Origin of the sequence: Burkholderia humptydooensis, assembly GCF_001513745.1 — a bacterium.
Classification (GTDB): domain Bacteria; phylum Pseudomonadota; class Gammaproteobacteria; order Burkholderiales; family Burkholderiaceae; genus Burkholderia; species Burkholderia humptydooensis.
In genome coordinates this window covers 768,112-787,137 of sequence record NZ_CP013380.1, presented here as the reverse complement: position 1 = coordinate 787,137, position 19,026 = coordinate 768,112, and the positions used below count along the sequence as shown (strand labels likewise).

The 19,026-nt window shown below is 69.6% G+C and carries 20 protein-coding genes and 1 pseudogene; 6 read left to right on the top strand and 15 right to left on the bottom strand.

The genetic code is table 11. The features are described from left to right. Nucleotide 1 precedes the first annotated feature (1 nt). The 3 genes from glcF to proC all read left to right on the top strand — a co-directional run bounded on the left by glcF (nt 2) and on the right by proC (nt 2,941). Nucleotides 2-1,228, top strand: coding sequence for a glycolate oxidase subunit GlcF (gene glcF, locus AQ610_RS03680; RefSeq protein ID WP_006025346.1), 1,227 nt, complete (start codon nt 2-4; stop codon nt 1,226-1,228). Between the two features lie 167 nt (nt 1,229-1,395). Beyond that, nucleotides 1,396-2,094, top strand: coding sequence for a YggS family pyridoxal phosphate-dependent enzyme (locus tag AQ610_RS03675; protein ID WP_006025345.1), 699 nt, complete (start codon nt 1,396-1,398; stop codon nt 2,092-2,094). 34 nt (nt 2,095-2,128) lie between these two features. After that, on the top strand, nt 2,129-2,941 hold the full coding sequence (proC, locus tag AQ610_RS03670) for a pyrroline-5-carboxylate reductase (RefSeq protein WP_006025344.1): 813 nt from the start codon (nt 2,129-2,131) through the stop codon (nt 2,939-2,941). 159 nt (nt 2,942-3,100) lie between these two features. Here proC and phnE read toward each other — a convergent pair whose 3' ends face one another. The 10 genes and pseudogenes from phnE to phnG all read right to left on the bottom strand — a co-directional run bounded on the left by phnE (nt 3,101) and on the right by phnG (nt 12,021). Further along, complete coding sequence (gene phnE / locus AQ610_RS03665) at nt 3,101-3,916, bottom strand: phosphonate ABC transporter, permease protein PhnE (protein ID WP_006025343.1); 816 nt, start codon at nt 3,914-3,916, stop codon at nt 3,101-3,103. Beyond that, a complete protein-coding gene (gene phnD / locus AQ610_RS03660) occupies nt 3,913-4,908 on the bottom strand; it encodes a phosphonate ABC transporter substrate-binding protein (protein ID WP_006025342.1) in 996 nt (331 codons plus the stop codon). The genes phnE and phnD overlap by 4 nt, the downstream gene beginning before the upstream one ends. 76 nt (nt 4,909-4,984) lie before the next feature. Beyond that, complete coding sequence (gene phnC, locus AQ610_RS03655; protein WP_006025341.1) at nt 4,985-5,866, bottom strand: phosphonate ABC transporter ATP-binding protein; 882 nt, start codon at nt 5,864-5,866, stop codon at nt 4,985-4,987. A 187-nt stretch (nt 5,867-6,053) separates the two neighbouring features. After that, a complete protein-coding gene (locus AQ610_RS03650) occupies nt 6,054-7,187 on the bottom strand; it encodes an alpha-D-ribose 1-methylphosphonate 5-triphosphate diphosphatase (protein ID WP_009913521.1) in 1,134 nt (377 codons plus the stop codon). Nucleotides 7,188-7,198: 11 nt separating this feature from the next. After that, a pseudogene (gene phnL / locus AQ610_RS03645) lies at nt 7,199-8,003 on the bottom strand (phosphonate C-P lyase system protein PhnL). An 8-nt stretch (nt 8,004-8,011) separates the two neighbouring features. Further along, entirely contained in the window at nt 8,012-8,782 is a 771-nt protein-coding gene (gene phnK / locus AQ610_RS03640; RefSeq protein ID WP_006025338.1) for a phosphonate C-P lyase system protein PhnK, read from the bottom strand. Next, entirely contained in the window at nt 8,779-9,708 is a 930-nt protein-coding gene (locus AQ610_RS03635) for an alpha-D-ribose 1-methylphosphonate 5-phosphate C-P-lyase PhnJ (protein ID WP_006025337.1), read from the bottom strand. The genes phnK and AQ610_RS03635 overlap by 4 nt, the downstream gene beginning before the upstream one ends. Beyond that, nucleotides 9,705-10,889 carry a carbon-phosphorus lyase complex subunit gene (locus AQ610_RS03630; protein ID WP_006025336.1) on the bottom strand — a complete coding sequence of 395 codons (1,185 nt, stop codon included), beginning with the start codon at nt 10,887-10,889 and terminating at the stop codon, nt 9,705-9,707. The genes AQ610_RS03635 and AQ610_RS03630 overlap by 4 nt, the downstream gene beginning before the upstream one ends. Then, nucleotides 10,883-11,512 carry a phosphonate C-P lyase system protein PhnH gene (gene phnH, locus AQ610_RS03625; protein ID WP_006025335.1) on the bottom strand — a complete coding sequence of 210 codons (630 nt, stop codon included), beginning with the start codon at nt 11,510-11,512 and terminating at the stop codon, nt 10,883-10,885. The genes AQ610_RS03630 and phnH overlap by 7 nt, the downstream gene beginning before the upstream one ends. Beyond that, on the bottom strand, nt 11,509-12,021 hold the full coding sequence (gene phnG, locus AQ610_RS03620) for a phosphonate C-P lyase system protein PhnG (RefSeq protein ID WP_006025334.1): 513 nt from the start codon (nt 12,019-12,021) through the stop codon (nt 11,509-11,511). The genes phnH and phnG overlap by 4 nt, the downstream gene beginning before the upstream one ends. A 173-nt stretch (nt 12,022-12,194) precedes the next feature. On the opposite strand from phnG, the gene phnF reads away from it, so the two are divergent. Genes phnF through phnN form a run of 3 tightly spaced genes read left to right on the top strand, consistent with a single transcriptional unit; the run spans nt 12,195 to nt 14,312 of the window. Then, a complete protein-coding gene (phnF, locus tag AQ610_RS03615) occupies nt 12,195-12,971 on the top strand; it encodes a phosphonate metabolism transcriptional regulator PhnF (protein ID WP_009913527.1) in 777 nt (258 codons plus the stop codon). Beyond that, entirely contained in the window at nt 12,961-13,761 is an 801-nt protein-coding gene (locus AQ610_RS03610; protein ID WP_006025332.1) for a DUF1045 domain-containing protein, read from the top strand. The genes phnF and AQ610_RS03610 overlap by 11 nt, the downstream gene beginning before the upstream one ends. Beyond that, nucleotides 13,758-14,312 (top strand): phosphonate metabolism protein/1,5-bisphosphokinase (PRPP-forming) PhnN, encoded by a 555-nt coding sequence (gene phnN, locus AQ610_RS03605; protein ID WP_006025331.1) that lies wholly within the window; start codon nt 13,758-13,760, stop codon nt 14,310-14,312. Before AQ610_RS03610 ends, phnN begins: the two co-directional genes overlap by 4 nt. Nucleotides 14,313-14,334: 22 nt before the next feature. On the opposite strand, the gene ubiA is transcribed toward phnN, so the two are convergent. The 5 genes from ubiA to katG all read right to left on the bottom strand — a co-directional run bounded on the left by ubiA (nt 14,335) and on the right by katG (nt 18,607). Then, a complete protein-coding gene (ubiA, locus tag AQ610_RS03600) occupies nt 14,335-15,198 on the bottom strand; it encodes a 4-hydroxybenzoate octaprenyltransferase (protein WP_006025330.1) in 864 nt (287 codons plus the stop codon). Nucleotides 15,199-15,375: 177 nt separating this feature from the next. Next, complete coding sequence (locus tag AQ610_RS03595) at nt 15,376-15,468, bottom strand: hypothetical protein (protein WP_009913533.1); 93 nt, start codon at nt 15,466-15,468, stop codon at nt 15,376-15,378. A 7-nt stretch (nt 15,469-15,475) separates the two neighbouring features. Beyond that, nucleotides 15,476-15,964 carry a non-specific DNA-binding protein DpsA gene (dpsA, locus tag AQ610_RS03590; protein WP_006025329.1) on the bottom strand — a complete coding sequence of 163 codons (489 nt, stop codon included), beginning with the start codon at nt 15,962-15,964 and terminating at the stop codon, nt 15,476-15,478. Between the two features lie 180 nt (nt 15,965-16,144). Further along, nucleotides 16,145-16,309, bottom strand: coding sequence for a hypothetical protein (locus tag AQ610_RS31740; protein ID WP_015600096.1), 165 nt, complete (start codon nt 16,307-16,309; stop codon nt 16,145-16,147). Nucleotides 16,310-16,420: 111 nt separating this feature from the next. After that, the gene (katG, locus tag AQ610_RS03585; protein WP_006025327.1) at nt 16,421-18,607 is read right to left on the bottom strand and encodes a catalase/peroxidase HPI; all 2,187 of its coding nucleotides are present in this window, start codon (nt 18,605-18,607) and stop codon (nt 16,421-16,423) included. Between the last annotated feature and the right edge of the window lie 419 nt (nt 18,608-19,026).

Here is a 19,026-nt window from a genome sequence, read left to right as displayed (position 1 = left end):
GATGCAGACGAACCTCGCCGATTTCATCCGCCATACGCCCGACGGCGACGACGCCGACGCGATCCTGCGCAGGTGCGTGCACTGCGGCTTCTGCACCGCGACCTGCCCGACCTACCAGTTGCTCGGCGACGAGCTCGACGGCCCGCGCGGACGCATCTACCTGATCAAGCAGATGCTCGAGGGCGCGGAGGTGACGCGCAGCACGCAGCAGCATCTCGACCGCTGCCTCACGTGCCGCAGTTGCGAGACGACCTGCCCGTCGGGCGTCGAATACGGCCGGCTCGTCGACATCGGGCGCAAGGTCATCGAGACGAAGGTGTCGCGGCCGCTGTCGCAGCGGATCGTGCGGCGCCTGCTCGCGAGCTTCGTGCCGAACGCCGCCGTGTTCGCGCCCGTGATGCGGCTCGGCCAGCACGTGCGGCCGTTGCTGCCGAAGCGGCTGCGCGACAAGGTGCCGCCGCGCGCGCGCCTGCTCGCGTGGCCGAGCACGCCGCGCGAGCGCCGCGTGCTGATGCTCGCGGGCTGCGTGCAGCCGTCGATGATGCCGAACATCAACATCGCGACCGCGCGCGTGCTCGACGCGCTCGGCATCGAGACCGTGGTCGCGCCGGAAGCCGGATGCTGCGGCGCGATCCGGCTGCACCTCGGCTATCACGACGAGGCGCTCGACGACGCGCGCCGCAACATCGACGCGTGGTGGCCGCACGTCGAGCGCGGCGTCGAGGCGATCGTGATGAACGCGTCCGGCTGCGGCGCGACGGTGCGCGAGTACGCGCACCTGCTGCGCGGCGATCCGGCGTACGCGGACAAGGCGCGCCGCATCGTCGAGCTGACGAAGGACCTGTCGGAGCTGCTCGGCGGCTTCGAAGCCGAGCTGATCGCGCTCACGCGCCGGCGCGCGATCCACACGGTCGCCTACCATCCGCCGTGCACGCTGCAGCACGGCCAGCAGTTGCGCGGCAAGGTCGAGCGGCTGCTGGAGGCGCTCGGCATCGAAGTGCGGCTGCCCGCCGACAGCCATCTGTGCTGCGGCTCGGCGGGCACCTACTCGCTCACGCAGCCGTCGCTCGCGTACAAGCTGCGCAAGCAGAAGCTCGCGAAGCTGCAGGCGACCGAGCCGCAGATGATCGTATCGGCGAACATCGGCTGCATCGCGCATCTGCAAAGCGGCACGCCGGTGCCCGTCGTGCACTGGGTGCAGCTCGTCGAGAACCTGCTGTACGGCTGACGCCGCGCGGCGCATGCCGCGCTTCGCACGCGCCGGTCGTTTGCGCCGGTCGTTTGCGCCGGTCGTTTGCGCCGGTTATCCGCGCCGGTTATCCGTATAATTCCCGCATTCGTCGCGCGCCGCGGCACGCCGTGCCGGCGCGCGTCTCACGTTTCGTTCGTCCTGCCATGTCCGATCTCGCCGCCCGCTTCGCCTCCGTTCATCGCCGCATCGACGACGCCGCCCGCGCGGCCGGCCGCGATCCGCGCGCGGTCACGCTGCTCGCGGTGTCGAAGACGTTTCCGGCCGACGCGGTGCGCGCCGCGCACGCGGCCGGCCAACGCGCGTTCGGCGAGAACTACGTGCAGGAATCGATCGACAAGATCGACACGCTCGCCGATCTGCGCGCCGAGCTCGAATGGCATTTCATCGGTCCGCTGCAGTCGAACAAGACGCGGCCCGTCGCCGAGCGCTTCGACTGGGTGCATACGGTCGACCGGCTGAAGATCGCGCAGCGCCTGTCCGGGCAGCGGCCCGCGCACCTGCCGCCGTTGAACGTCTGCGTGCAGGTGAACATCAGCGGCGAGGCGTCGAAGAGCGGCGTCGCGCCCGCGGACGCGGCCGAGCTCGCGCGCGCGGTCGCCGCGCTGCCCGCGCTGCGGCTGCGCGGCCTGATGGCGATCCCCGAGCCCGCGACCGATCCCGAAGCGAAGCGCGCGCCGCACCGCGCGCTGCATGCGCTCCTCGAGCAACTGCGCGCGGGCGGGCTCGCGCTCGACACGCTGTCGATGGGCATGTCGGACGACCTCGAGGCCGCGGTCGCCGAAGGCGCGACGATCGTGCGAATCGGCACCGCGATCTTCGGCGCGCGCGACTACGCCCACTGAACCCGTCACTTCTCTCTCAACGGTCTCATTCATCATGAAAATCGCATTCATCGGCGGCGGCAACATGGCCGCCGCGTTGATCGGCGGACTCGTCAAGCGCGGCGTCGCGGCAAGCGAGCTGCTCGCCGTCGACGTCAACGAAGACGCGCGCCAGCGCGCGCAAGCGCAATTCGGCGTGCGCACGGCGGCCGCCATCGACGCCGCGCTCGCCGGCTACGACGCGATCGTGCTCGCCGTGAAGCCGCAGGCGCTCAAGGACGTCGCGACCGCGCTCGCGCCGCATCTGTCGACGCAGCTCGTCGTCAGCATCGCGGCCGGCATTCGCGGCACGGACCTGTCGCGCTGGCTCGGCGATTACGCGCGCGTCGTGCGCACCATGCCGAACACGCCGGCGCTCGTCGGCCTCGGCGTGACCGGCCTGTCCGCGCTGCCGGGCGTCGACGCGGCGGGCCGCGATCTCGCATCGAAGGTGCTCGGCGCGGTCGGCGAGACGGTCTGGTTCGACGATGAATCGCAGCTCGACGCCGTCACCGCGATCTCGGGCAGCGGCCCCGCCTACGTGTTCTATTTCATCGAGGCGCTGCAGGAAGCGGCGCGCCAGCTCGGCATGAGCGACGAGCAGGGCCGCGCGCTCGCGGTCGCGACGTTCGCGGGCGCCGCGCAGCTCGCGGTGCAGTCGGGCGAGCCCGCGAGCGTGCTGCGCGAACGCGTGACGTCGAAGGGCGGCACGACGGCGGCCGCGCTCGCGTCGTTCGACGCGCAGCACGTGAAGGATGCGATCGTGCGCGGCGTGCTCGCCGCGCAGGCGCGCGCGAAGGAAATGGGCGACGAGCTCGGCGGAGCTTGATGATCGGCGGCGCGCGGCGGCCGGCCCTGCCGGCCCTGCGGCGCGCGAGGCCCGGCTGCGTTGTCGATCCGCCATTCGCCGCGCTCGCGGCGCACGCTCAATGCCCGAGGCGCGCTGCACGTCCGCACGGCACTCGCGATCCGCGCATCGCGTTGCGCATCAAATCGCCCTCGCCCGCAGCCACGCGGACGTCATGTCGATCAGCGTGACGACCGCAATGACGATGACGAGGAGCGCCGCCGTCTGCGCATAGTCGAACGAGCGAATCGCTTCGTACAGCACGACGCCGACGCCGCCCGCGCCGACCATCCCGACCACCATCGCCGAGCGCACGTTCGATTCGAACCGGTACAGCGCGTACGAGATCCACAACGGCAGCACCTGCGGCAGCACCGCATAGACGATCTCGTCGAGCGGCGTCGCGCCCGTCGCGCGCACGCCCTCGGACGGACGCGGATCGATCGCCTCGACCGCCTCCGCGAAAAGCTTCGCGAGCACGCCCGTCGTGTGGACCCACAGCGCGAGCACGCCGGAGAACGGGCCCAGGCCGACGGCGACGATGAACAGCATCGCGAACACCATCTCGTTGATCGCGCGGCAACAGTCCATCGCGCGCCGCACCGGATGCAGCAGCCACGCGGGCGCGATGTTGCGCGCCGACATCAGCCCGAACGGCACGGCGCTCACGATCGCGAGCGCCGTGCCCCATAGCGCGATCGACAGCGTCACGCCCATCTCGCTCGCGTAGTGCCGCCATTCGGAGAAGTCGGGCGGAAAGAAGCCGCGCGCGAACTCGCCCATGTTCGCGGACTCGGCGAGCAGATCGAGCGGCCGCATGTCGGCGCTGCGCCACGTACCGCCGAGAATCGCGAACGCGAGCGCCCATGCGAGCCATGTGCGCCAGCCGCGGCGCGCGTCGCCCATCGGCGCGATCGGTTCGCCGGGCGCCGCGCCCGCCGGCTCGCGCGCGTTCATGGCTTGTCCGCCTGCGCGCGGGCGGCATCCGCCGCGCCGGATGCGTCGAGCGCGGCGAGCTGCGCATCGAGCGCCGCGAGCTGCGCGCGGCGCGCATCGCCCGACAGCGTCGCGTCCGCCTCGATCTTCTGCTTCTGCTGGAAGAGCATGATCTTGCGCACCGGAATCAGTTGCGCGTCCGACGACGGCGCGAAACCGACCAGGTTGCGAATGCCCGCCATCACCTCTTTCTCGTGCGGATCGGTCTTCGCGTAGCGGTAGAAGAAATCGCGCAGCGTCTGCTTCGTCGCCTCGGGCAAATCCTTGCGCCACACGAGCGGATCGGACGCGATCTGCGGCGACGTCCACAGCACGCGCACCCGCGCGTATTGATCCGGATGCTGCTTCTTCAGCATGCCGAGCACGTCGGTGTTGTTCGTCGCGATGTCGATCTTGTCGTTGACCACCGCGAGCAGATTGCCTTCGTGGCTCGACGGCAGCACCGTCTTGAACGCGGTGCGCACCGCTACGCCGCGCTGCGCGAACAGATAGTACGCGGGCACGAGCGCGCCGGATGTCGAGTTCGGATCGCCGAAGCCGAGCGTCACGTCCTTCGGGTTCCTGAACACGTCATCGAGCGTCTTGAAGCGGCTGTTCGCGTTCGTGATCAGCACCGAGTAGTAGCCGGCTTCGCCGTTCGCGTGCACGATCTTCGCGAACACCTCGCCGTTCGAGCGCTCGACCGCCTCGAGCGCCGACGCGTTGCCGAAGTAGCCGAGCTGCACCTTGTTGAAGCGCATGCCCTCGATGATGCCCGCGTAATCGGTCGCGAAGAACGCCTTCACGTCGAGGCCCGTCTTGCGGTTCATGTCGTCGATGAGCGGCTGCCAGCGGCGCTTGAGCACCGCCGACGAATCGGTCGAGATGATGCCGAAATTCAGCGTCTGCGCATGGGCGGCGGCAATGCACGCAAACGCGGCCGCGCAGGCGACGAGGGAGCGGATCAGTTTCATGGGTTCGGTTCCGTCACGGTGGTCGGGCGAATGGAGCGTCCGGCGCGCGCGATTGCGGCGCACGGTGCAAGCGGCGTCATCGCACGGACGAGGCGGCGAACATCCGGCGCGGCGAGGCGTCGTGCTCATCGTGCTCATCGTGCGCGCCGACCACGCCGCATGCGACGGCCCGCACTTCGTCGCCGACGGCGAACGGCAGATGCGCGTCATCGCCGTACAGCGCGTGGAGCCGCTCGCGCGTGAGCGCGGCGCTCGGCCCGTCGAAGACGATGCGCCCCGCGCGCAACGCGACGGCGCGCGGACAAAACCGCAGCGCGACGTCGATCTGATGCAGCGACACGAGCACGGTCAGCCGATGATTCGCGTTGAGCGCGCGCAGCATCTCCATCACGCGCTGCGACGAAGCCGGATCGAGCGACGCGATCGGCTCGTCGGCGAGGATGATCCGCGCACGCTGCACGAGCGAGCGCGCGAGTGCCGCGCGCTGCTGCTGGCCGCCCGACAGGTTCGCCGCGCGCTCGCGCGCATGCTCGGCAATGCCGACCTCGCCGAGCGCCTGCGCGGCGAGCGCGCGGTCCGCGCGCGAAAAGCGTCCGACGAGCCGCCGCCACATCGGCACGCGCGCGAGCGCGCCGATCAGCACGTTCGTCTCGACGGACAGCCGGTTGACGAGATTGAACTGCTGAAACACGAAGCCGATGTCGCGGCGCATGCGGCGCACGTCGCGCGCGATGCGTCCGTCGCGCTGAATCGATCGGCCGAAGATGTCGATGCGCGACGGCTGCGCGTCGCTCGACGAAAAGCTCGCGATCTGCCGCAGCAGCGTCGACTTGCCCGAGCCCGACGCGCCGATCAGCGCGACCATTTCGCCCGGCGCGATCGCGAGATCGATGTCGTCGAGTCCTTTGCGGCCGTTCGGGAACGTCTTCGACAGACGTTCGATGCGGATGGCGTCCATGACACTCCCGTCGAGAGACCGGCCGATGCGGCCGGAGAGCGGATGCACGCCACTGTACGCACGCGCAATGACAATCCGGTGAATCCGTATATACGTCTAGATGTCTTGCCGCGCGTCGCGTCGAAAGCAAAACGGGCCGTCCCGAAGGGTCCGGCCCGTTCAATCGGTCGCGAATCGATTCGGCTCCCTACACGACGCGACGCCCGCGAACATACGTCGCGCGCGGCACGGGCAGCGTGCCGTGCAGCGCGACGCGCACGAAATCCGCGCGCAGCCCCGGCGCGATTTCGCCGCGATCGTGAAGCCCCGTATGACGCGCGGGCGAAGACGACACCGTGTCGATCGCGCGCGGCAGGCTCCAGTCCGCCTTGTGCACGAGGTCGAACGCCGCGCACAGCAGGCTCGACGGCACGTAGTCGGACGACAGGATGTCGAGGAGCCCCGCCTGCGCGAGCGCGAGCGCCGACACATTGCCCGAATGCGAGCCGCCGCGCACGAGGTTCGGCGCGCCCATCACCGTCGCGATGCCGTGCGCGTGCGCCGCTTCGGCCGCCGCGTGCGTCGTCGGGAACTCGGCGAGCGCGACGCCCTCTTGCGCCGCCTGCTCGACGTGCTCGATCACCGTGTCGTCGTGGCTCGCGACGGGCACGCCAAGCGCGCGGCAGCGCGCGACGATTGCATGCCGATGCGCATCCGCGTAGCGCTGCTGCTCGTCGGCCAGTTCGGCGATCGTCGTCGCCGCTTCCTCGTCGGTCCACTTGCGATGCCGCTCCTGATAGTTGCGCCATTGCTGCGGATCCTTCCACTGCCGCTGCCCCGGCGTATGGTCCATCACCGACGCGAGCCGCAGGCGCGGATGCGCCGCGAGCGAATCGAATACGTCGATGACGTCCTCCGTCGCGATCTCGCAGCGCAGATGCAGGAAGTGCTCGGCGCGCAGCAGCCCGTGCGACGCGAAGCGCGCGAGCGCGTCCGCGCACTTCGTCTGCACGTCGCGGCCGCGCACGCCGACGTTCAGGCGCGTGCCGATCGCGAGCGCGTCGAACACCGTCGTGATGCCTGCCGCCGCGACCTGCGCGTCGTGCGTGACGAACGCCGCGTCGACGTTCCAGTACACGCCCGGCCGCGGCGCGAGATGCTTCTCCAGGTTGTCGGTATGCAGCTCGACGAGCCCGGGCAGCAGATAATCGCCTCCCCAATCGTCGGCGTCGCGCGCGGCGGTCGTCCCGCGCGACACCGCGCGGATCGATTCGCCGTCGATCTGCACGGTGCCGATGAAAACGTCGTCGCGCGTGACGACGCGCGCATTGCTGATCAACATCGTTCGCTCCGCTAAGCGTTCACTTCATCGAAGGGCAGCCGCGCGCCGCAACGGCGGGCGCAGCGGGAAACAGCGCGTCGCAACGCGCTCGCGCGTCGCTTCGTCGTGGAAGATGCCGACGATCGCCGCGCCGCGCCGGCGCACGTCGTCGATCAGCTCGGCGACGACGTCGCGATTCTCCGCGTCGAGCGACGCCGTGGGCTCGTCGAGCAGCAGCACCGGATGCTCGGCGATCAGGCCGCGCGCGATGTTCACGCGCTGTTGCTCGCCGCCCGAGAACGTCGCGGGCGCGAGCGACCACAGCCGGCGCGGCACGTTCAGGCGTTCGAGCAGGCGCGCCGCCCGCTCGGCCGCGTCGCCGTCGGGCACGCCGCGCGCGACGAGCGGCGCGGCGACGAGCGCGAGCGCCGGCACCCGCGGGATCGCGCGCAGAAACTGGCTCACATAGCCGATCACGTCGCGCCGCAGCGCGATCACCTCGTGCGGCTCGGACGCCGTCAGCACGACGTGGTCCGCCGCGCGTGCGCCGGCGCGCACCGCGATCGCGCCGCGGCTCGCGAGATAGTTGCCGTACAGGCACCGCAGCAGCGTGCTCTTGCCCGCGCCCGACGGCCCGGTGAGCGCGACGCACTCGCCCGCGTCGACATCGAGCGATACGTCATCGAGCGCGTCGATCATCATGCCGCCGTGCGCGTGCAACGTGAACGTCTTGCCGACGCCGACCGCCTGCAGCATCAGCGCCGCGTTGTTTGCAAATGTGTCGGCAAATGCGTTATCGCATGCGCGAGCGGGAGCGAACGATTCGATGGTTTGCATCCCGAACCTCATACCGGTAGAACGGACGACACGAGCATCTGCGTGTACGGATGTTGCGGATCGTCGAGCACCTGATCGGTCAGCCCCGATTCGACGATCTCGCCGCGCTGCATCACCATCAGCCGGTGCGCGAGCAGCCGCGCGACGCCGATGTCGTGCGTGACGATCAGCATCGACAGCGCGAGCGTCGACGTGAGCGCGCGCAACAGGTCGAGCAGGCGCGCCTGCACCGACACGTCGAGCCCTGCGGTAGGCTCGTCCATGAACACGAGACGCGGCCCGATCACGAGATTGCGCGCGATCTGCAGGCGCTGCTGCATGCCGCCCGAGAACGTCGACGGCAGATCGTCGATCCGCGCGGGGTCGAGCTCGACGCGCGTCATCCAGTCGACGGCCGTCTCGCGCAGCCGCCCGTAGTGGCGCGCGCCGACCGCCATCAACGGCTCGCCGATGTTCGCGCCCGCCGACACGCCGCCGCGCAGCCCGTCGCGCGGGTTCTGCGTGACGAAGCCCCATTCGGTGCGCATCAGCGCGCGCCGCTGCGGCTCGTCGAGCGCGAGCAGATCCATGCGCTCGCCGTCGCGGCCCGTATAGCGCAGCGCGCCCGCGTCCGCCCCGGTTTGCAGCGACAGCACGTTCAGCAGCGTCGTCTTGCCGGAGCCCGATTCGCCGACGATGCACAGTACTTCGCCCGGATACAGATCGAAGCTCGCGTTCGCGAAACCGTTGCGGCCGCCGAAGCGCTTCGTCAGCCCGCGCGCGCTCAGAAGCGGCGTCATGTCGTCTCTCCTACCGGTTGTTCGGCGTCGGGCTGCGGCGACGGCCGCGCGCCGCCGCCGCGACGTTCGCTGCAATAGTCGCTGTCCGAGCACACGAAACGGCGCGTGCCGCGATCGTCGACGATCATCTCGTCGAGAAAGCTCTCGCGCGAGCCGCACAGCGCGCACGCGGCATCCCAGCGCTGGACTTCGAACGGATGATCGTCGAAATCGAGGCTCGCGACCGGCGTGTAAGGCGCAATCGCGTAGATGCGGCGCTCGCGCCCCGCGCCGAACAGTTGCAGCGCCGGGTTCATGTGCAGCTTCGGATTGTCGAATTTCGGAATCGGCGACGGCGAGCTCAGATAGCGGCCGTTGACGATCACCGGGTAATCGTATGTCGTCGCGATGCTGCCGTGATGCACGATGTCCTCGTACAGCTTCACGCGAATCAGCCCGTAATCGGCATGCGCGTGCAGCTTCGCGCATTCGGTCGCTCGCGGCTCGAGGCGAAAGAGCGGCTCCGGCATCGGCACCTGATAGACGAGGATCTGGCGCTCGGTGAGCGGCGTCTCCGGAATGCGGTGGCGCGTCTGGATGATCGTCGCGTCGGCCGTTTTCTTCGTCGTCGCGACGCCCGCGGTGCGCGCGAAGAAGCGGCGAATGTTGACCGCGTTCGTCGTTTCGTCGGAGCCCTGATCGATCACCTTCAGCGTGTCGTCGCGGCCGATCAGCGCCGCCGTCACCTGGATGCCGCCCGTTCCCCAGCCGAACGGCAGCGGCATCTCGCGCGACGCGAACGGCACCTGATAGCCCGGCACCGCGACCGCCTTGAGCAGCGCGCGGCGGATCATCCGCTTCGTCTGCTCGTCGAGGTACGCGAAGTTGTAGCCTTCGGCGGCGCTCGCGTCGGGCGCGGCCGCGGCGAGATGGTCGGGCGCGTTCATCGGGACTCCTCGGTTTGCGCGTCGGCCCGTTCGGCATCGGCGCGCGCATTCGTGTTCATGTTCGCGTTCGCCTGCGCCGCGTGTTCGGCACGCAGGCGTCTCACGAGCTCGAGCTCGGACTGGAAATCGACGTAGTGCGGCAGCTTCAGATGCTGAACGAAGCCGGACGCCTCGACGTTGTCGCTGTGCGACAGCACGAACTCCTGATCCTGCGGCGGCGAATTCGCGGTTTCGCCGAGCTCGGACGCGCGCAGCGCGCGATCGACGAGCGCCATCGCAATCGCCTTGCGCTCCGAATGGCCGAACGCGAGGCCGTAGCCCTGCGTGAAGCGCGGCGGCTCGCCGTCGCCGCCCGAAAAATGATTGATCATCTGGCACTCGGTCACGTCGATCTCGCCGATCTCGATCGCCTCGCCGCCCAGTTCGTCGAGCGCCATCTCGACGGCGACGGTGCCGAAGCGCAGCTCGCCCGCGAACGGATGCGAGTTGCCGTAGCCGCGCTGCGTCGCGTAGCCCATCGCGAGCAGAAAGCCTTCGTCGCCGCGCGCGAGGTTCTGCAGGCGCGTCGCGCGATCGGCCGGAAACGCGAGCGGCTCGCGCGACAGATCGCCCGGCGCGCCTGCGTGCGCCGTCGGCCGCTCCTCTTCGATCAGGCCCTCGTCGTTCAGCAGCGCGATCACGCGCGGAGCCGGCGGCGCAGACGCTGCCGCATCGGCCGTCGCTCGCGCCGGTTCGGCTTCGTCGGGCTCGCGCCGCGCGCCGCCGCCTTCGGCGAGCAGCGCGAAATCGAGCAGCCGCTGCGTGTAATCGTAGGTCGGGCCGAGCAACTGGCCGCCCGGAATGTCCTTGAACGTCGCCGAGATCCTTCGCTCGAGCCGCATCGCGCCGGTATCGATCGGCGCCGTGTAGCCGAAGCGCGGCAGCGTCGTCCGGTACGCGCGCAGCAGGAAGATCGCCTCGACGAGATCGCCCGCCGCCTGCTTGATCGCGAGCGCCGCGAGCTCCTCGTCGTACAGCGAGCCTTCCGTCATCACGCGCGCGACCGCGAGGCGCTGCTGCCCGCGAATCTGCGCGACGCTCAGTTCGGGCACGGCGGTTGCGCCGCGCCGCGCTTCCTCGAGCAAACGCCACGACGCCTCGATCGCGCGCTCGCCGCCCTTGACCGCCACGTACATCAGCATCCCTCCACGATCGTCGTGCGCGGCAGGCCGATCAGCGTATCGCCGCACACCAGATAGCAATCGATTCCACGCGGAAAGCGCGGGACGAAGTGCGCGCGCTCGCGCCAGAACGCGTGGGGCACGCCCGCCGGCGCGATCGTGCGCGCATCGCGAATGCCTGGCCCGCGCAGCGTGCGCGGCTCGCCGTCCGTCAGCGACGCGACGCGCAGGAACAGCGTCACCGCATGCTCGGGCGCTTGCGGCTCGCCGCTCGCGAAGCGCCGCAGCGACGGCAGCGCGCTCGCGTCGTCGATGTAGGCGAAGCAGGCGGCGCGCGGATCGTCCGCGATCGGCGCGCCCGTATGGAAACGCAGCGCCGACGCGAGCGCCGCGTCCGGCGTGCCGAGAAACACCGGCGTCGAGCCGTCGCACAGCGTGAGAAGCGAAGCGAACGCCGAGGGCGCGACGCGCATCGTGGGCGCGGCGTCCGAGCCGCCCGCGCCGACCGGCTCGATGCGCCCGAGCGTGCCGGGGCGCGCCATCGCGTCGAGCAGCGTGCGAAACACGCGCTGCGTGGCTTGCACCGGGTCCGCGAAGCCGGGTGCGACGTCGGCGAGCGAGAAACGCGTATCGATCATCGTCAATCGCCTCGCACCATCGTGAAGAATTCGACGCGCGTCGTCGCGACTTCGCGCGAGCGCGCGGCGCGCGCTTCGGCAAGGCGTGCGCGAAACGGCTCGATCAGCGCGGCGCGCAGCCGCGCCTGGCGCTCCGGCGTCTGCAACAGCGCGTCGGCAAGCGCGACGAGCTCCGCGCGCCGCTTGTCGCGGCCGAGCACGTATGCGATGCCGACCGTCGCGCCGTTCGCGCCATTCGCGCCGTTCGCGCGATCGCCCGACGCGCCGCGCAAGCGCAGCGCGGCGCGCGTGACGGTCGCCTCGCCGAGATTGAACGGATCGCCCGTGCCGCCGATACGCCCGCGCACCATCGCGAGCCCGGTCTCCGGCGCGCGCAGCCAGTCGAACGCGGGCGCGGGCGCGCCGTCGAGCGCGCGATCGAGCGCCCCTTCGAGTTCGGCGCGGGGAATTTTCGCCAGCACCGCGAGCCAGTCGCGTCGCGCGGCGTGCGAGGAGGAAACGGCTGAAGCGCTCATCTGAACTCCATCGGAATCGGAGCCTGCATTTAACCATCCGATTGTCTAAACGTCTAGACGTCTATATGTAAAATACGACTTGTCGGCACAGACGGAAATTTTCACAAAACCGCCACTGGCCGCGCACTACAATGCGCTGCATGCCCATTGAAACGCAACGCAATGACAACGCCATGACAACTGTCGACCACCTCTTGCAGGACTCGCCGCTCGAGCGCGGCAGCGGCGTCTCGGTGTGGCGGCAGATCGAGCAGATTCTCGCCGCCGAGATCGCCGCGAACGGCTTCGGCGAAGACGGCCGGCTGCCGAGCGAAGGCGAGCTCGCGAAACGCTTCGACGTCAATCGCCACACGGTGCGCCGCGCGATGCTCGGGCTCGCCGCATCGGGCCTCGTGAGCGTCGAGCAAGGCCGCGGCACGTTCGTGCAGTCGGGCGCGATCGACTATACGATCGGCCGCCGCACGCGCTTCACCGAAAACCTGAATCGCCACAATCACGCAGCCGTCGGCAAGATGCTGTCCGCCGCGCGCGTGAAGGCCGACCCGGCCACCGCGAAGGCGCTCGGCCTGCGCGCGGGCGCTTACGTGTACCGGATCGAATCGATCCACGAGGCGGACGGCGTGCCGCTCACCTACGCGCGCAGCGCATATCCGGCCGCGCGCTTCGCCGATTTGCCCGCCGCGCTCGAGCGCACCGACCGCGTCACCGACGCGCTCGCCGAATACGGCGTGGCCGACTACCTGCGCAAATGGAGCCGCATCGGCAGCGTGCTGCCGGAGGCCACGATCGCGCGCCGGCTCGGCATCAACAAGCAGCAGCCGGTGCTGTGGGTCGAGAACGTCGACGTCGATGTCGACGGCACGCCGATCAAATACGGCACGACCTACTTCGCGGCCGACCGCGTGCAGTTGCTGATCGAAAACGACAACGTGCCCGGCCATGCGCGCTGATCTCGCCGCACGGTCCGGCACCGCGCGCTTCGCCCTCTATTACGCGCCGCCGCGCGCATCCGCCTGGTGGCGCGCCGGCTGCGCGTGGCTCGGCCGCGATCCGGAAGACGGCGCGACGCTCGCGCCGCCGCAGCCAGGCGCGCTGCGCCGGCCGGTGGACGCGCTGACGGTCGCGCCGCGCCGCTACGGCTGGCACGCGACGCTCGTCGCGCCGTTCGCGCTGCGGCCGGGCGTCGCGGCGGGCGATCTCGTCGCGGCCGCCGCGGATTGGGCGCGCACGAGCGCGCCGCTCGCGATCGACGTCGACGTCGCGGCGCTCGGCGCGTTCGTCGCGCTGCGGCCGGCGCACGCGCACGGCGACGACGCGCTGCGCGCGCTCGCCGCCCACGCGCTCCACGCGCTCGCGCCGCTGCGCCGGCCGCCGGGCGAAGCCGAGCGCGCGAAGCGCGCCGCCGCGCCGCTGACCGAGCGCCAGCGCGCGCTGCTCGCCGAATGGGGCTATCCGTACGTGCTCGACGAATACCGGTTCCACATGACGCTGTCCGATTCGCTCGACGATCCGGCCGAACGCGCCACGCTGATCGACTGGTGGAAAGCGGCGGCCGCTCCGCTCGGGCCGCTGCCCGTCGATCATGCGGCGATTTTCGTCGAAGCCGAGCCGGGTGCGCCGTTCATGCTGTGGAAGCGGCTGCCGTTCGGCGAACGCGGCGCCGAAAGCACCGAATGCGCCGAATGCGCCGCTTCGGTCGATTCCGTCGATCCGGTCGATTCCGGCGAGGGGCGGCGATGAGCGCCGAGCGACTCGTCTATGTGATGGGCCCGTCGGGCGCAGGCAAGGACTCGCTGCTCGCGTATGCGCGCAAGCACGTGCGCGAGCAGCGCGTCGCGTTCGCGCATCGCTACATCACGCGCAAGAGCGACGGCCACGAGAACCACGTCGAGCTCGCGCGCGACGAATTCGCCGCGCGCTCGCAGCTCGGCTTCTTCGCGCTCGAATGGACGAGCCACGGGTTTCGCTACGGCGTCGGCGTCGAGATCGACGCGTGGCTCGCGGCGGGCAGCGTCGTCGTCGTCAACGGCTCGCGCGCGCATCTGCCGGCCGCGCTCGTCCGCTATCCGCGAATGCGCGTCGTGCACGTCGACGCCGCGCCGCACGTGCTCGCCGAGCGCCTCGCCGCGCGCGGCCGCGAAACCGCCGACGAGATCGGCGCGCGTCTCGCGCGCAGCGTGCGCTGGGTCGTGCCGGACGGCGTCGCGCTCACGGCAATCGACAATTCCGGCACGCTCGACGATGCGGGGCGCGTGCTGGTCGCGCTGCTCGAAGGGCTCGCGCGAAGCTGACGCGAGGCGGGCGACGCGCCGCTTACAACGCGGCCAGCGCGTAATGCGCGGCGATCCCCGCGAACAGCGCGCCGCCCAACCAGTTGTTGTGCCTGAACGCGGCGAAGCACGCCATCCGCTCGCGATCCCTGATCAGCGTGTAATGGTAGATCGAGCAGCCGGCCGCCGCCGCCCAGCCCGCCCAGTACGGCCAGCCGAAATGCAGCGTCGCGCCGAGCCACGCGTAGATGCCGAGCATCGCCGCGTAGCAGAGCATGATCGCGAGCACGTCGTGGCGGCCGAACGTGATCGCCGACGTGCGCATGCCGATCTTCAGGTCGTCGTCGCGATCGACCATCGCATACGCGGTGTCATACGCGACCGACCAGCACACATTGGCCGCCAGCATCGTCCACGCGATCACCGGCACCGTGTCCTGCACGGCCGCGAACGCCATCGGAATCCCGAAGCCGAACGCGATGCCGAGATACGCCTGCGGAATCGCGAAGAAGCGCTTCATGAACGGATAAGTCGCCGCGACGAACACCGCGACGACGGACAGCTCCTTCGTCAGCGCATTGAGCGGCAGGATCAGCAGGAACGACACGAGCGCGAGCCCGACCGCGATCGCGACCGCCTCCCATGCGCGAATCTTCCCCGACGTGAGCGGCCGCTCGGCGGTGCGCTTCACGTGGCGGTCGAAATCGCGATCGGCGTAATCGTTGATCGCGCAGCCGGCCGAGCGCATCAGCAACGTGCCGAGCGCGAAGATGACGACGAGCGACGGCGCCGGATGACCGTCGGACGCAATCCACAGCGCGTTGAGCGTCGGCCAGAGCAGCAGCAGGCTGCCGATCGGCTTGTCCATCCGGATCAGCCGCAAATAGAGAGGAAAACGGGCGAGCATCGGCGAGAACGGGCGGCGAGCCCGGAAACGTAACCCGGGCATTGTAGAACCGCTCGGGATTTGCGGCAAAAGCGCGGCGGCAGCGCTATTGCCCTTTTTTGTCGTTTCCGCTTGCGTTCGGGCTTTCGCCCCGCCCGACGGCTTCGCCCGAAACGAGGAGCCCGCCGGCGCGCGCGCTCACTCGCCGTCCGCGCCGAGCTTGTCGACGACCGCATCCTCGGGCCGCAACACGCGCCCGCCCTGCGTGCGCGGCCCCCCGCCGCTCGTCATCCATCGCTCACGCCAGCAGCGAGCGCAGCATCCACGCGGTCTTCTCGTGCGTCTGCAGACGCTGCGTCAGCAGATCGGCGGTCGGCTCGTCGCTCGCCGCGTCGGCGTCCGGGAAGATCGCGCGCGCGGTGCGCACGACGGCCTCGTGCCCTTCGACGAGCTGGCGGATCATGTCCTCGGCGGCAGGCACGCCGTCCGCCTCGGGGATCGACGACAGCTTCGCGAATTCGCGATACGTGCCCGGCGCGACGACGCCGAGCGTGCGGATGCGCTCCGCGACGAGATCGACGGCGAGCCACAGTTCGTTGTACTGCTCCTCGAACATCAGGTGCAGCGTGTTGAACATCGGGCCCGTCACGTTCCAGTGGAAATTGTGCGTCTTCAGGTACAGCGTGTACGTATCGGCGAGCAGACGTGACAGCCCTGCCGCGATCTTCTTGCGATCCTTGTCGCTGATGCCGATGTTGATCTGGGTTGCGTTGCTTTTCTTGGCCATCCTCGAGACTCCTTGTCCGATGGTTCGAACCGGCGAAAATGCATCGAAAAAACCGCGTGCCCGATGCGACATGCGCGGCGCGCGCGCTTGCGGCCCGCACGTTCAGCGCCGCACCAGTTCAGCGCCGCACCAGTTTAGCGTAGATCGCGATCGTGCAAATTGCGCGCAACGGATGCGCGCTCAACCACCCGCGGCGGCCGCGACGTGCCGCGCGGCCTGGGCGGCCAGCACGGCCGCGCCGCCGCCCGCGATCGCGAAACCGACCAGCCGCCGCAGCGTGGCGGCGCCCGCACGCCTGGCGGGCGCCGAGAGCGCCACGCGCATGTCGAGAATCATTTGCGTCATGATCGTCACTCCTTGAAACGAGGTCGGCGGCCCGGAGCGAAACGGGAAACGGCCAGCCGGATGACCGGCCGTTTCCCGCTCCGTTGCCGCATCGGCGGCGCGACGCCGCAATCACGCGAGGTCGAAGCGGTCGAGGTTCATCACCTTGTTCCAGACCGCGACGAAATCGCGCACGAACTTCTCCTGCGCGTCCGCGCTGCCGTAGACCTCGGCGAGCGCGCGCAACTGCGCGTGCGAACCGAACACGAGATCGACGCGCGTGCCCGTCCACTTGAGCTCGCCCGTCGCGCGGTCGCGCCCTTCGAACACGTCCGCGTCGGCCGCCGTCGGCTTCCACTCGGTGCTCATGTCGAGCAGGTTCACGAAGAAGTCGTTGGTCAATGCCTGCTCGCGCGCGGTGAACACGCCGTGCCGGCTCTGCCCGACGTTCGCGCCCAGCACGCGCAGGCCGCCCAGCAGCACCGTCATCTCCGGCGCGCTCAGCGTCAGCAGTTGCGCCTTGTCGACGAGCAGCACTTCGGCAGGCACCCGGTACTTGCCCTTCAGGTAGTTGCGGAAGCCGTCCGCGACCGGCTCGAGCACGGCCACCGATTCGACGTCGGTCTGCTCCTGCGATGCGTCCGCGCGGCCCGGCGCGAACGGCACCGTCACCGCGTGGCCCGCGTTCTTCGCGGCCTGCTCGACGCCCGCGCAGCCGGCCAGCACGATCAGGTCGGCGAGCGACACCCGCTTGCCGCCGGACTGCGCGGCGTTGAACGCCTTCTGGATGCCCTCGAGCGTCTCGAGCACCTTCGCGAGCCGCTCGGGCTGGTTCGCTTCCCAGTCCTTCTGCGGCGCGAGGCGGATGCGCGCGCCGTTCGCGCCGCCGCGCTTGTCCGAGCCGCGGAAGGTGGACGCCGCGGCCCATGCGGTCGACACGAGCTGCGACACGGACAGCCCCGACGCGAGCACCTTCGCCTTCAGCCCGGCGACATCGGCGGCGTCGATCAGCGGATGGTCGACGGCCGGAATCGGGTCCTGCCACAACAGTTCCTCGGCCGGCACTTCCGGGCCGAGATAGCGCGCACGCGGGCCCATGTCGCGGTGCGTGAGCTTGAACCAGGCGCGCGCGAACGCATCGGCGAACTGGTCGGGGTGCTCATGGAAGCGGCGCGAGATCTTTTCGTATGCCGGATCGAAGCGCAGCGAAAGGTCGGTCGTCAGCATCGTCGGCCGATGCTTCTTCGACGGATCGAACGCATCCGGAATCACCGCGTCGGCGTCCTTCGCGACCCACTGGTGCGCGCCCGCCGGGCTCTTCGTCAGCTCCCATTCGTAGCCGAACAGGTTCTCGAAGAAGTTGTGGCTCCACTGCGTCGGCGTGGTCGTCCACGTGACTTCGAGGCCGCTCGTGATCGCGTCCGCGCCCTTGCCCGTACCGTACGTGCTCTTCCAGCCGAGGCCCTGCGCTTCGATGCCCGCGGCCTCCGGCTCGGGGCCGACGTTCGACGCGGGACCCGCGCCGTGGGTCTTGCCGAACGTGTGGCCGCCCGCGATCAGCGCGACCGTCTCTTCGTCGTTCATCGCCATCCGCGCGAAGGTGTCGCGAATGTCGCGCGCCGCGGCGACCGGATCGGGCTTGCCGTCCGGGCCTTCCGGATTCACGTAGATGAGGCCCATCTGCACGGCGGCGAGCGGGTTCTCGAGGTGACGGTCGCCCGAATAGCGGCTGTTCGGGCCGCCGCTCAGCTCCAGCCAGATCTTTTCCGAGCCCCAGTAGACGTCCTCGGGCTCCCACGTGTCCGCGCGGCCGCCCGCGAAGCCGAAGGTCTTGAAGCCCATCGATTCGAGCGCGACGTTGCCGGTGAGGATCAGCAGGTCGGCCCACGAGATGCTGCGGCCGTACTTCTGCTTGATCGGCCACAGCAGCCGGCGCGCCTTGTCGAGGTTCGCGTTGTCGGGCCAACTGTTGAGCGGCGCGAAGCGCTGCTGGCCCTCGCCCGCGCCGCCGCGGCCGTCGGCCGTGCGGTACGTGCCCGCGCTGTGCCATGCCATGCGGATGAACAGGCCGCCGTAGTGGCCGAAATCGGCCGGCCACCAGTCCTGCGACGTGGTCATCAGCGCGTGGAGATCCCGCTTCACCGCCGCAAGATCGAGCTTCTCGAACGCTTGCGCGTAGTTGAAATCCTTGTCCATCGGATCGGACAGCGCCGAGTGCTGATGCAGGATGCTCAGGTCCAACTGATCGGGCCACCAGTCCCGGTTCGACGTGCCGTTGCCTGCGGCGTGGTGGAACGGGCACTTCGCTTCATTCGACATGCGATTTCTCCTTTGTTCGGGTACGCCCGCCTACGCGGCCCGGCATCGAAGCCGGGCCTCGTTCGCGGAGCGACTTTGCGGGGAAAGAAACAGGTTGATCCCTCCTGCGTGCGACGCGGCGCGCGGCGCGAAAAAGCGGGCCGGCACGCGGCGGCGCTCAGCCGCCATATGCGCGGTCCGCGAGATAGGCGAACGCAATCGGACGCAGGCTCCGGATGGCAGCCCTGGCACGATCAATGACCGTCGTGCGCGGCGCAATGTTCCGCCGCGCGCGCGGCAATGCCCGTTGCATCATGACATCCTCCCTTGACACCTGCAGTTACCGTCCGGCGGCGCTGCGCCGATCCATGCGAAGCATTTTACATATTGCTATTGATGTTTGTAATTTGATAAATTTTATTTATTCAATAGGCAAAAAT